Here is a 13,462-nt window from a genome sequence, read left to right as displayed (position 1 = left end):
GCTATTTCCTGCTTTTATCCGGCGACCTGGTGCGGCGTTGTCCGGACTGACGTTTATCCTGATGGAAAAGCGCACCTTGCTGAGTGCCACGGCTTACATCATTATTTTTCTGCACTTCATCCTGAGTTCAGTATTTGCCGTGCGTTAATCGTCATTGATTTTTCCTGAACCCCGACGCACTTCCAGCATAAGCAGGCGCTTTTATTAACACATGAAAAAGCCCACTCCAGGGTGGGCTTAAGCGTACACACGGTGACCAGCGTCATGCAATTAATCAAATATACCGGAGGGGCAGTAATTGCCTTCCCAGCCAACTATCTTAGCGCCTGGATCCAGATCTCTCACCGATACGCTATCCCCGCCAAATTCTGAGCCAGTGACGACGATATCGTAATCATGATTTGGCTGAGGAATGAATCTGGTGGAGACAGATCGTTCTGTATTTTGATAGTAGCCCGGCTGAGTCCAGTAATGAATTATACTTATCAGTTGCCCCGGCTTGATAGTAAATTCATTAATGAAAGCCCCCTTATTGTTACTTGATTCTGGCATTCCGATTTTTTTATTTCCTGAAACAGGAATACCGAGAATAGCCAGACCAGCCGTAACCCGGCGCTCTAAAACTTTTTTATAACAGCCACTCGGCTGTTTTTCGTAAAATTGCAGGGCTGTATTGCCCTCAGATGCAGCACGAACCCTGGCTGCATCTGAACCTTTATAGTCTTCCAGAGAAGGCCTAAACCCAGCTGAACATCCACTTAACAACGTTACTATTATTCCCGTAATAACCAGTTTTCCATACATGCGCATCTCCTTACGTTTCTGTCGCTCCTGTTTTTATCGGCCTGTGGGTGTGAAATCTTTAACAGATATTAAGCCAGCCATCCGGGGATTATCTGTCCCTGATATACCTGCCTGCCCCCTGAACAATGTCCGCTCCTGGCACAAAGCGGCCCTCCCCTCTGCGAACTCCGTTATCAACAACACGCTGCCATCACAGCTAAAGCAAAGCATCAGGTGATTATGGAGACTTAACCTGTTAGTTTAAATAGATGAAAACATGCTCAGTTCTGTCTTCCGCAATCATTATTATCACCTTGCACGTTCAGGTGGGATAACGTTTGCCATTTTCCCGCCGGTAAGGCGGGCCTTACCGGTAATCAACCAGTGAGGTCAGCCATGAACACCACCGATGTCGCATCACCTGAAAAAGCCACGCTTCACCTGTTATGTGGAAAAATTGCGTCGGGTAAATCTACGTTATGCGCAAAATTAGGCGCTGCACCGCGCACTATCATTATCAGTGAAGATCGCTGGCTTGCAGGGCTCTATGCCGATGAAATGCACACGGTCGCGGATTACGTGCAGTATTCCTCTAAGCTCAGATATGCCATGAAACCGCATCTGGTATCATTACTTAACGCGGGGATGTCGGTAGTCCTGGATTTTCCGGCTAATACACCAGCCAGTCGTGAATGGATGCTGAGTATCATTAAAGCATCAGGTGCTGCTAACCACCTGCATTTCCTTAACGTCCCTGATGAGGTGTGTAAGAGCCGATTACGTGCCCGTAACGCAGCCGGCACCCACGATTTTGCCGCTTCAGATGATCAGTTTGAAATCATAAGCCGTTATTTCTCAGCACCAGCGGCTGATGAAGGTTTCAATATTATTGAATACCGCTCTTAAGCCGCCGGGTTGCGGCTTATGAGGTGCTAATTCCATGACGCAGCCGGATTCTGCGCCATTAAACGGCGCCGTTTGCTCATCAAGGCTGGTTACCCCTCTCCCCTGCCGATTTGCCAGATGCCGGTTGGCGGCGTGCCGTTGACTTTCCAGTCACCGATGTCGCGCGCTTTGTAGATCACCGGGTTATGCGACGAGACGGTGCGCGCATTGCGCCAGTGACGATCCAGCGCTTTGCTGACGCGCGTATCCGACGCGCCAAGCGCATTAAACAATTCGGTGGCAGCACGCGGTACCAGCTCGCTGGCGATCACCTGCGCCTGTCCGGCCTCGGCTTCCGCCAGGTTGTTGATGGCGGCGATGGCCGCTTCATCGGCACTGACGTGCGCTTCATATGCTGATTGCAGTGAATGGGTAGCGCGAATCACCGTGGCTTCGACGGCAAATGCCAGACTGGTGATCTCGCCTACCACCTGCAGCACCTGCGCATCCTGCCGCGAGGCCGCTCCGTTGCCGTGACTGTAAACGCGGTTGCGTGCGGCAACGGCTGCCGCGCCGTCCCGCGCGACCGCGCGCGCAATGCCCGCCAGCGTCGCCAGCAACACGTGCTGGTAATACGCGGTCTGATAACGGAAGCGCGTGGCAAAATCATACACGTGCTGCGTCTCCACATGCGCGTGCTCGAAGCGTGTTGTGCCGCTGCCGGTCAGGCGCTGGCCAAATCCGTCCCAGTCATCTTCGCGCGTAACGCCCGGCTGATGCGTATTCACCAGCGCGATCACGTCACCCTGATTGTCATCGCGGCGCGCGTAAACATCTATCCAGTCGGCGAACAGCGCACCGGTACTGTAAAACTTCTCGCCATTCAGCGTCCAGCCATTGGCGGCAGGCGTAACGCGGGTGATCACGTCGCCCAGCCTGACGTTGCCAATCTCCGTCCAGCCGCTGCCCACCAGCTCGCCATCAACAAAGCGGCGAAACCACGCGTCGCGCTCCGCATTGTCCGGCTGGTTGAGCCGGTCCTCGACAAAAGCAAAGTGCGCGCGCAGCGCCTGCGGCAGGTTGGAATCCGCTTCCGCCAGTTCAATCAACAGCTGAAACAGCTGCGGCAGCGAGGCGCCCCAGCCACCTTTTTGCTGTGGAATACGCACCGTGCCAAAGCCGGCCTCCTTCAGCCACTGCAGTGGTTCATAAGGTAAGGTACGCGTACGCTCGCGTTCCGCCGCGCCCGCCGCGATGCGGGCAAACAGCGGTCGGAAGTGCGCCGCCAGCGTGTCATAGTCAGTACCGGTAGAGAGAATGCTCATGTTTTACTCCTGAGGGGAAAGGTCGTCGATGTCGTGGCGGGTCGGTTCGTGACGCACCGCCAGCAGGAAAAAGATCGGAATGATGGCGGCCAGCGATACCACCCAGAACATTTTGGTGCCGAGCGCCGCCTGCAGAATCGGCAGAATGAACAGCGCCAGCGCACTGCCGATGCCCGACAGCGCACGGCTAAAGCCGACGCCGGTCGCGCGAATCGAGGTGGGATACGAGAGCGCCGGATAGACCATCAGCTGTGCGCCCGGCCCGAATCCTTCGGCAAACAGCCACAGTCCGAGCATCAGCACCGCAAACACGATGCCCACCAGCGCCTGCGGGTGGCCAATCAACGCCAGCGCCACCAGAGCAAAAAACTGCAGCGCAAAGCCAGCGATCGCCACGTGGCGTGACGGATATTTCCACGCCAGGCGCATCCCCAGCAGCCCGCCGGTAAAGGCAAACAGCGCGTTCAGCCCCAGCGAAGCTGAGATGGTCTCGAACACACCGGCACCGAGAAATTGCGCCAGTATCGACGGCAGGAAGAAGGCGATGGCGGTGTACTCAAACGAAATACAGATATTCATTACGCCGGCAACGAGGGTGCGTTCACGCCACGGCTTCTGGAACAGTACGCGAAAACTCACCTTCGGCGCCGCCGCCGCGGGTGGCGTTTCCGGTTCTGCTTCGTGAGCATGAATACCGTACGAATCACGCAGGATACGCACCGCCGAGGTCAGATCGCCCTGATTCGCGGCCCACAACGGTGATTCATTCATGAACTTACTGCGCACCGCGATGATCAACAGCGCAGGTACCGCGCCAAACAGCAGCGAGGCGCGCCACAGCCAGTCGAGATGATCTTCAGGCAGCAGAAAATAGAGGCCAAAAATCAGCAGGAAACACACAGTGGAAGCCGCATACCACATCGGGCACCAGGCCGCGAGCCGTGCGGCTTTGTTACCTTTGCCAGCGAATTTAGAGAATTCCGCCAGATAAGACATCGCCACCGGCAGATCGATGCCCACGCCAATGCCCATCAGGAAACGCGCGCCAATCAGCACCCAGACGTTGGGTGCTAAGCCCGCCGCAATCGCCGATACGACAAAAAACAGCATGTCGGCCATGAACACCGAATAGCGGCCGTACTTATCCGTCAGCCAGCCACCAATCAGGTTGCCGACAATGGTGCCAACCATGATGGATGAGGTGACCAGCCCGGTGGTGAACGGCGATAGCTGGAACTCGCGCACCACGTCATCGATGCCGTACGACAGTGTGGTCAGGTCGTAGGCGTCGAGGAACACGCCACCCAACGCGAGAAACACAATCATGCGCGCATAGTTGTTTTTGCTACTGCGGGTGTTGATCAGCCTTGCCACATCACTGACCGAACGTACCGGTTGCGAAGCCGGCAAGGTGTTTTCTAAAGGAAGAGTACTCATAACGCCTCACGTCTGTTTTTGTTGTGCAGGTGAGGTGGTTATAAGCGCTTTATGCAGGAAACCAAAGCAACAATATTTGCTATTAATTACAATATAATCAATAAGATAACAAATAAATCAACACTAAAACCCGGACGCGCAATGCGGGTCCGGGTAGCGTATTCGGCAGTAAAGTTATTCAGCTGAAACCGGCACCAGCACGCCTTTGACCAGCGGGTCATCGGTGGTTTTTAGCCACTGCTGTACGCGCGGATCGGCAAAAGCCTGCCTGAGTTTGACGATGTTCTCCTGCTCCAGGTAAGGCGTACCGATCACCAGCTGCGAGGCAAAGGTGCGCGGCGCGGGCGGGAACAGAATACCTTTGTCACGCGGGACTTTACCGGCGTCAAACTGCGACACATAACCAATTGCCGCATCGACCGAATTAAGCGCCCGCGGCATGGTCAGCAGATCCAGCTCTTTGAACACGAAACCGTGCGGATTACCGACAATGTTTTTCAGTTTGGCGGTGCGCGGTTCTACCGTTGGATCGAGGGTGATCAATCCCTGACGCGCCAGCAGCCAGAGCGCCTGGCCCTGATTCGCCCCATCGTCGGGCACCACAATGGTTGCGCCCTGCGGCAGATCCGCCACCGAGTGGTAGCGATCGGAGTAAATACCAAAAGCCCACTGGAACAGAGGCAGGCTGGAAGTGAGCTGGAAGCCGTTAGCATCGACCACCTGCTTCAGCCACCACTGATGCTGATAGACCGTCGCAGCATACTGCCCTTCTGCTACCGCACGGTCCGCCTGCACCGGATCCTGCACACCGACCGCCTCCAGCTTCAGGCCGTAGTCCGGCGCGATATGCTCACCCACATAGTCGATCAGCTTCTGTTCACCGGCCATTGCCGGCTCATAATGCACTTTCAGCGTGGTGCCAAACACTACCGCCTGCGGCTGCTGGCTGCGCCAGAACCAGCCAGCGGCGGCCAGCAAAATGACCACTATAATCAGCAGCAGCCACGGCCAGCGGCGTGTTTTACGTAATTCAAACTCTTGTGTTGTCATAACGATGTCCCCTGAGGATGGCGCAAGGCCGCAACCAGCCGGTCGCCGAAAAATTGAATGGTCTGAATCAGTGCAATTAACACCACGATGGTGGCGATCATGATGTGGTTATCGAACCGCTGATAGCCATACACCACCGCCAGGTAGCCAATGCCGCCAGCGCCAATGGTGCCGGCGATGGCCGAGTACTCAATCATGGAGATCAGGTTCAGCGTGATGGCTGCGACAATCGCCGGCAGCGCTTCACTCAGCTGGGCGGAGCGGATGATCTGCCAGCGCGACCCGCCGCACACCAGCCCTACGGCGGTAACTTCTCCGGGCAGCTCGCGTAATGCGTTGTCGACCAGGCGGCCAAAGAAAGGAATCCCGGCGGCGATCATCGGTACCACCGCCGCCGGAATGCCGATGGTGGTGCCGGTGAGCCAGAAGGTAAACGGAATGATGGCCGCCATCAGCACCAGAAACGGTAACGAGCGCCCCATATTGACGATCCAGCTCAGCACCCGATGCACACCGCGCTGCGGAAACAGTCCGCGCGGCGAGGTGTTAAACAGCACCACGCCGACCACGCCACCGAGGCTCACCACAAACAGCATCACGATGCCGACCATCAGCGCGGTTTCACCCAGCGCCGGCAGCATTAGTGCCGGAATTTCAGACCAGGGTGTGTCCTGGCTTATCACGGATACGCTCATACCGCCTCCCGTAACGGCGGCACGCTGACAGCAACGCTGGCCGCCAGGCCATAGTGCTCAAGCTGCGTCAGCAACCGTGCCAGCGGCACCTGCTCCTGCTGAAAATGAATGCCCACCTGCAACCGTCCGGCCTGGATGCCATTGACCCGCTCGACATGCGCACCCAGCAGATCCACCTTTAAAGCGAACTGCTGGCTGATGCGCGAAATCCAGTCGCTGGCCACCGCGACATCGGTACGGTAGCTAAGCTGCAGCACCAGTCCGGCATCACTGACTTGTGCCGTCAGCGGCAGCAGCCGCTGGCCGAGCGCGCTGTCCGGCTGTGCCAGCAGCGCACTGACGGTGCCATACTGCACTATCTCTCCATCGCGAATCTCGGCAACCGCATCCGCCGCCTGCCGTACGGCATCCATTTCATGGGTGATTAGCACGATTGCCAGCCGGTAGTCGTCACGCAGTTTTTTCAGCAGCTCAAGGATGGTGAGCGTCGCTTCCGGATCGAGGCCGGAGGTGGCTTCGTCGGCCAGCAGTACAGAGGGACGCAGCGCCAGCGCGCGGGCAATACCGATGCGCTGCCGCTGCCCACCGGAGAGTTGGGCGGGAAAGGCGCTGGCTTTGTGGCTAAGCCCGACACTCTCCAGCAGCTCGCCGACGCGGGCGCGGATATCGCGCTCGACCACACCGAGATAGCGCAGCGGCAGCGCGATATTTTCCCAGGCACTTTTACGCTGCAGCAGCGCGGAAGACTGAAATACCGTGCCGATAGCGCGACGCGCGCGGCGCAGCGCTTCGCCATCCAGCCGGGATAAATCGCTGCCGTTAACCCGGATGCTGCCGCCGCTCGGCTGCTCCAGCAGGCTGATGCATTTCGCCAGCGTAGATTTTCCGGCACCGCTCGGTCCGACCACCGCGGTGATGCTGGCTTCTGGCACCTGCAGCGTGATGTTTTTCAGCACGTCGGTGACGCGACCGTCCGGCGCACGGTAGTGCTTACTCAGGCGCTCGATTTCGATCATATAACCTCCTGCTGCTGCGCGCTGCGTACACGATAGCCAGCACCCGGATGCGGCGCGCTGAGCTGCGGCCCGGCGGCAAACAGCTTTTCACGTAGCGTGCCCGCGGCGTAATCCTGTTTGTAAACGCCGCGTTTTTGCAGCTCCGGAATCAGCAGCTCGACCACATCCTCAAAGGTTTCATGGGTCAGCGCATACGCCAGGTTGAAACCATCCACGTCGGTCTCTTTTACCCAGCTCTGCAGCTCATCCGCCACCGTTGCCGCACTGCCCACCAGCAGCGGGCCAAAACCGCCGATGCCCACCCAGTCAGCCAGCGCTTTCACCGTCCATTGACGATCGGGATCGGCAGTAGAGAAAGTTTCAACCGCTGACTGAATGGCGTTGGTATGCAGGTATTTCAGCACCTGGTCCGGCTGATATTGTCCAAAGTCGATGCCGGTCCAGCCGGAGACCAGCGCCAGCGCGCCTTCGTAGCTGACCCAGTTTTTATACTCCTGCCACTTCGCCTGTGCCGCCCGATCGGTTTCACCGACAATCACCGTCTGCAGGTTGAAGATCAAAATACTGCGCGGATCGCGACCGGCTTCGGCTGCACGACGCCGGATGTCGGCCACGGTTTTCTTTAACAGCACTTTGGACGGCGCGGCGACAAACACACATTCTGCGTGCTCAGCGGCAAACTGTTTGCCGCGGCTCGATGCACCGGCCTGATATAGCACCGGCGTGCGCTGCGGCGAGGGTTCACATAGATGGATGCCCGGTACGTTGAAGAACGTACCCTGATGGTTAATCGGATGGATTTTGCTGGGATCGCTGAAAATGCGACGCTGACGATCGCGCAGCACCGCATCCTGCTCCCAGCTGCCTTCCAGCAGTTTATAGACCACCTGCAGGTACTCATCGGCATAGTCATAGCGGCTGTCATGATCGGTTTGCGCTTTATGACCAATGTTGCGCGCGCCGCTCTCCAGATAGGAGGTAACGATGTTCCAGCCAATGCGGCCTTTGGTCAGATGGTCCAGCGTCGACAAACGGCGCGCGAACGGATAAGGATGCTCAAACGACAGCGAGGCGGTTAAGCCGAAACCGAGGTGCTCTGTGACCAGCGCCATCGGCGTAATCAACGCCAGCGGATCGTTCACCGGCACCTGAGTGGCCTGGCGTATCGCCGCGTCACCGTTGCCGTTCAGCACATCGTAAATGCCGAGCACATCGGCTATGAACAGGCCGTCAAACTTGCCGCGCTCCAGCAGGCGCGCCAAATCAACCCAGTATTCCAGATCTTTATACTGCCAGGAGCGGTCACGGGGATGGGCCCAGAGTCCGGGCGACTGGTGACCGACACAGTTCATATCAAAGGCATTCAGGCGTATTTCGCGTTGCGATGGCATAGCAATCTCCATAGCGAGGCCGTGATCGTGCAGCGACCCGGCGTTCGTCAGTTAATTTTCAGGATGTTGAGTATTCAGGAGGCGGAAGGGGGACATCGCTCAGCGTGAGCGACAGGCAATACCTTAAGAATTTCATCCGCTACGGCGGCCGCGTGATCGGCCACCTGCGGCAACCCCATCAGCTCGCCAAAGCGGGCGCGCGCCGCCGGGCCCACGACAAACAGGCGTGCGTTGGGCTGACCGGACCGGTTGAGGGTGCGCGAGCGATCATCCACATCAATGCCGAAGCCGAGCGCATCGGCGCGGATCAGGCCCTGCTCGCTGAGCGATTGCAGCAGCGGCTGGCTGGACGTCAGCGCTTCATGTCCCGGTCCGGTCGTGACAATCAGTTTATCCAGCACATGATTTTGCCGGGTGCCATCGCGCTGACGCAGGGTGATTTCCAGCTGCTGCGGGTGAGTGTGAATCGCCACGAGGCGAGCGGCCAACACCTGCAGGCTACCTTGCTGCTGTCGCCGGGCGATGACGGCGGCGACCTGCGGGGCAATGCGATAGCGATGCACATCCCACCATGAACGCAGATGACGCGCAAAGCGTCGCTGTTCAGGCAGCGGAAGTGACTGCCAGATGGCTTGCCCCTGCACACGCACCTCATCAAGCACACGCTGCCACGGCAGCTGCTGCGCGGCGGCGCGAGCGACTTCATCACGAATATACCGCAGCCAGTGACGCGCGCTGGGCTGAGGTTGCGCGGCCAGCGTCCACTCCGGCCATTCGCCGCTGAGATTGGCGCGTGACAGCTGTCCGCGCCGTGAGAACGCCAGCAGCGGCCCCTGATGCTGACGCGTCGCCAGCGAAGCCACCACATCAGCCATGCTCAGGCCGGTGCCGACAATCGCCACCGATGCGTCAGGCTCAACGTTATCCAGCACGCCTGGCTGCCACGGGTTGGCAATCAGCGCCGGATGGTCGGCAAACGGTTGTAGCATGCGTGGCAGCGACGGCGGTGGATGGCTGATCGCCAGCGCCAGGATGTCGCCAGTCAGGGTTTCACCGTTACTCAACAGCAGTTGTTGCCCTTCCCACGCCAGCGCACGCGCCTGGACGTGACGCAGAGTGACATGCGGATGCGCCTCAGCAGCGGCGGCAAACTGCTGCGCCAGGTAGCGGCCAAACAGCGCACGCTGCGGATACACCGCGCCATCGGCGCAGTGTGCTGCTGAATCCAGTGAGCATTCCGGTTGCTGACGATACCAGCGATCAAAGGCGCCCTGCTCTTCTCCGCTGAGCTGCATACGCGCAGCCGGCACGTTGATGCGGTGTGCCGGTTCCGGCGTGGAATAGGCAACACCGGCGCCGAGGCTGGCGCGCGGTTCGACCACTGTAATCAGTAGCGGCGCGAGCGACGTGCGGGCGAGGTGGATCGCCAGCGCTGTGCCGCTGAAGCCCCCGCCGACAATAATGATGTGCGCTGTTGCCATCGCCTTCTCCTGCATCAGCTGGCGCTCGTCTGTTTCGCCGATGGGCGCTTATCGCCGCCGATGGTTTCACCAAACGGGCCAGTGTTAATGGTACGGGCGCGCTGCTGCTGACCGTGGGCCAGCGGTAACAGCGGCAGCAGCAATTCAGCCACGCGATGGGCCTCTTCCAGATGCGGATAGCCCGAAAGAATGAAGTTAGTCACGCCGAGCGCCTGGTATTCCCGAATGCGTTCAGCGACCTGCTGCGGGCTGCCCACCAGTGCAGTGCCGGCACCGCCGCGCACCAGTCCGACGCCTGCCCACAAATTCGGCGCAATGTAGAGATTATCGCGCGAACCGTTGTGCAGCGCACTCATGCGCGCCTGACCGGCGGAATCCATGCGGGCAAAAATCTTCTGCGCCTGAGCGATGGTGTCGTCATCCAGATGGGCAATCAGTTTATCCGCCGCCGCTCGGGCTTCTTCTTCGGTTTCACGCACAATCACATGCAGGCGGATACCGTATTCGAGTTTCCGGCCGCGTGACTCAGCGCGCTCACGTACGACCGCCAGTTTTTCTGCTACCTGCGCCGGTGGCTCGCCCCAGGTGAGATAGGTGTCAATCTGCTGCGCCGCCACGTCGATCGCTGCCTCCGATGAGCCACCAAAGTAGAGCGGTGGACCGTTTTCCTGCACCGGTGGAAACAGCACCTCAGCGCCTTCAACCTGAATATGCTCGCCCTGATAATCCACTTTTTCGCCGCGCATCAGCCGGCTATACACATCCAGAAACTCGCGAGTCACTTCATAACGTTCACTGTGGTTGAGGAAGATGCCGTCGCCTTTGCTTCTCCACCGGATCGCCGCCGGTGACCACGTTAATCAGCAGACGGCCTTCCGACAGACGATCCAGCGTGGTGGCCATGCGCGCTGCCAGCGTGGGTGGCTGCAATCCTGGCCGTACGGCGACCAGATAGCGCAGCCGGCGCGTCATGGGTGCCAGCGCGGAAGCCACCAGCCAGGAATCCTCACAGCTTTTCCCTGTCGGAATGAGGACGCCGTAAAAGCCCAGATTGTCGGCGGCCAGCGCGACCTGCTGTAAATAGGCTAAATCAACCGGGCGTCCGCCTTCTGTGGTACCCAGGTAGCGGCCATCGCCGTGCGTCGGCAGGAACCAGAAGACATTTATGCTCTCGTGCGCAGAATCGGCCATTATGCTTATCCTATATAACTTTATGAGAAAACGTTCATTCATAACTTTCTATTTGGTTATATAGGCGTAAGCGAAAAGCATGCCAGCTTTTAACGAAACAGAGATTGTGCATTTTCAGTCAGTTAGGTCATCAGAGCGCGTAATGTCTGTTGCAATTGCAACGCAACGCCAACAGCATTTGCTGCATATGCAACTGCTTATGCTTTTTTCCTGCTGTTCATTGCCACTTACCGGGTTTAGCGTGATGGCAGACCTTTACAGGAGCCACCCTCATGCTGACACCTTACAATCAACCGGATTCACCTCGCCTGGTCGACCCGGCATCGCTGGCTTTCCAGTCGCTGCTGGATAAATTCGCACCCACCGACGCCACGGTGCTGATTGTGGGCGAAACCGGCACCGGCAAAGAGGTGGTCGCGCGGTATCTGCATCACCACAGTCCACGCCGGCATGCCCCGTTTCTGGCCGTCAACTGCGGCGCCCTGACGGAAAGTCTGGCAGAAGCTGAATTGTTTGGACATGAGAAAGGTGCCTTCACCGGCGCGACTCAGGCGCACCCTGGCTGGTTTGAAGCGGCGCAGGGCGGCACGCTGCTGCTGGATGAGATCGGCGAACTGACCCTGCCGCTGCAGGTCAAACTGCTGCGCGTCCTTCAGGAGCGTGAGATCACACGCGTCGGTTCACGCAAGGCCATTAAAATAGACGTGCGGGTTATCGCCGCAACCCATGTCGATCTGGCGCAGGCAATTCGCGAACGGCGTTTTCGTGAAGATCTGTTTTATCGCCTGAACATCGCCGTTGTTCCCCTGCCACCGCTGCGCCAGCGTCGCGAGGACATCCCGCTGCTGGCACAGCATTTCCTCTCCCTGTACGCACGCCGCCTTGGCCGTCCGGCGCGTCGCCTGTCGCCTGACGCGCTGGAAGCGCTGCGCGATTACAGCTGGCCCGGCAATATTCGTGAGCTGGAGAATACGCTGCACAATGCGGTGCTGCTCAGTCGCGATGAGACATTGACACCGACGCAGCTGCGGCTGGCAGGTTACAGTGAACGTGGATACAGCGAATCGGACGATTCGACGCTGGATAGTTTCCTGCGCCAGCAGATTACACGCGAACCGCAACAGCTGTTTGATCGGGTGATTCAGAGTCTGATCAGTAACGCACTGGAAATTGCGGACAACAATCAGACGCAGGCCGCCACGCTGCTGGGCATTAGCCGGCACACGCTGCGCACGCATCTGGCACAGATGGGCGTCATAAAAGGGCGGCGCAAGTCTGCCGTCATGGCCTTCGCGCACGCCAGCGGGGCCGCGCGCCCTGAACGCGAGTTGCGTATCGGCTATCAGAAATTTGGCAATCTTGGCGTGTTGAAAGCGCGCCAGACGCTGGAAAAGTGCTTTAACCAGCAGGGTATCAGCGTGGTGTGGAGTGAGTTTCCTGCCGGTCCGCAACTGTTGTATGCGTTGCAGAATAATGAGATTGATTTCGGCACCACCGGTGAGGTGCCGCCCATCTTCGCTCAGGCCAGCAGTAACGCCGTGACTTATATCGCCTGGGAGCCACCCGCACCGGGCAGCGTCGGGATTGTGGTGCCACGCGACAGTAGTATCCACAGCCTGGCAGATTTGCGGGGTAAGCGTATCTCGGTCAATAAAGGATCAAATGTTCACTGGCTGCTGTTGCAGCTGCTGGAGGAAGCCGGCATCGGTCTGGATGAAATTAAAGTGGTGTACACGCCGCCGAAATATCCGCTCACAGCCAGCGATTATCTGGCCGTTGATGCCTGGATGATGTGGGATCCGCTGCTGAGTGCCGCAGAAAGCAACGCCGATTTGCGCGTGCTGGAGAAGGGCGAAGGCCGGGTGCGCAACCACCAGTTTTATCTGGCGCGCCATGATTATGTGCAGCAGCATGACGATATCGTGCAGCAGCTGGTAACGAGCCTGCAGCAAACCGGGACCTTTATCGATAATCATCGCCATGAAGCCGCCACTATGCTGGCGCAGGAACTGGGGCTGGAGTTCGCAGCCGTGGAACGTGCCTTATCCCGTCGCAGCCACCAGACCCGGGCCATGGTTTTCCACGTCATCAAAGAACAGCAAACTATCGCTGACCGCTTTTATGCGCTCGGTTTGATTCATAAACCGGTGCGCGTGCGCGATGCCGTGTGGCAGTCGCCCAGACAGACGGCGCTTATGGCATAGGAGC

At 58.4% G+C, this 13,462-nt stretch carries 10 protein-coding genes and 1 pseudogene; 2 read left to right on the top strand and 9 right to left on the bottom strand.

The genetic code is table 11. The features are described 5' to 3' along the window. Positions 1-270: 270 nt before the first annotated feature. Positions 271-804 carry a hypothetical protein gene (locus ABVR31_RS21390; protein ID WP_058776167.1) on the bottom strand — a complete coding sequence of 178 codons (534 nt, stop codon included), beginning with the start codon at positions 802-804 and terminating at the stop codon, positions 271-273. Positions 805-1,179: 375 nt separating this feature from the next. Here ABVR31_RS21390 and ABVR31_RS21385 point away from each other — a divergent pair, with 375 nt between their 5' ends. Next, the gene (locus ABVR31_RS21385) at positions 1,180-1,689 is read left to right on the top strand and encodes an AAA family ATPase (RefSeq protein WP_372774472.1); all 510 of its coding nucleotides are present in this window, start codon (positions 1,180-1,182) and stop codon (positions 1,687-1,689) included. Between the two features lie 89 nt (positions 1,690-1,778). On the opposite strand, the gene ABVR31_RS21380 is transcribed toward ABVR31_RS21385, so the two are convergent. The 8 genes and pseudogenes from ABVR31_RS21380 to ssuD form a co-directional block, all read right to left on the bottom strand. Beyond that, positions 1,779-2,993: an acyl-CoA dehydrogenase family protein gene (locus ABVR31_RS21380; protein ID WP_058776165.1), complete on the bottom strand. Its 1,215-nt coding sequence runs from the start codon at positions 2,991-2,993 to the stop codon at positions 1,779-1,781. Positions 2,994-2,996: 3 nt separating this feature from the next. After that, a complete protein-coding gene (locus ABVR31_RS21375) occupies positions 2,997-4,430 on the bottom strand; it encodes an MFS transporter (protein WP_372774469.1) in 1,434 nt (477 codons plus the stop codon). 174 nt (positions 4,431-4,604) lie between these two features. Next, entirely contained in the window at positions 4,605-5,480 is an 876-nt protein-coding gene (locus ABVR31_RS21370; RefSeq protein ID WP_058780977.1) for a MetQ/NlpA family ABC transporter substrate-binding protein, read from the bottom strand. Continuing rightward, positions 5,477-6,175: a methionine ABC transporter permease gene (locus ABVR31_RS21365; RefSeq protein ID WP_288423693.1), complete on the bottom strand. Its 699-nt coding sequence runs from the start codon at positions 6,173-6,175 to the stop codon at positions 5,477-5,479. Before ABVR31_RS21365 ends, ABVR31_RS21370 begins: the two co-directional genes overlap by 4 nt. Continuing rightward, a complete protein-coding gene (locus ABVR31_RS21360; RefSeq protein WP_371221246.1) occupies positions 6,172-7,191 on the bottom strand; it encodes a methionine ABC transporter ATP-binding protein in 1,020 nt (339 codons plus the stop codon). The genes ABVR31_RS21365 and ABVR31_RS21360 overlap by 4 nt, the downstream gene beginning before the upstream one ends. Continuing rightward, positions 7,188-8,582: an LLM class flavin-dependent oxidoreductase gene (locus tag ABVR31_RS21355; protein ID WP_372774467.1), complete on the bottom strand. Its 1,395-nt coding sequence runs from the start codon at positions 8,580-8,582 to the stop codon at positions 7,188-7,190. The genes ABVR31_RS21360 and ABVR31_RS21355 overlap by 4 nt, the downstream gene beginning before the upstream one ends. A gap of 74 nt (positions 8,583-8,656) precedes the next feature. After that, entirely contained in the window at positions 8,657-10,063 is a 1,407-nt protein-coding gene (locus tag ABVR31_RS21350) for an FAD/NAD(P)-binding protein (protein ID WP_372774465.1), read from the bottom strand. A gap of 14 nt (positions 10,064-10,077) precedes the next feature. Beyond that, positions 10,078-11,254: pseudogene (gene ssuD / locus ABVR31_RS21345) on the bottom strand (FMNH2-dependent alkanesulfonate monooxygenase). 272 nt (positions 11,255-11,526) lie between these two features. Here ssuD and ABVR31_RS21340 point away from each other — a divergent pair. Further along, a complete protein-coding gene (locus ABVR31_RS21340) occupies positions 11,527-13,458 on the top strand; it encodes an aliphatic sulfonate ABC transporter substrate-binding protein (protein ID WP_372774463.1) in 1,932 nt (643 codons plus the stop codon). Positions 13,459-13,462: the final 4 nt, after the last annotated feature.

The sequence above is a fragment of the Pantoea sp. WEP genome (assembly GCF_041678305.1).
Lineage (GTDB): Bacteria > Pseudomonadota > Gammaproteobacteria > Enterobacterales > Enterobacteriaceae > Pantoea > Pantoea dispersa.
Note: the sequence above shows the minus strand (reverse complement) of the source record. Positions and strands in the feature narration are given on the sequence as shown.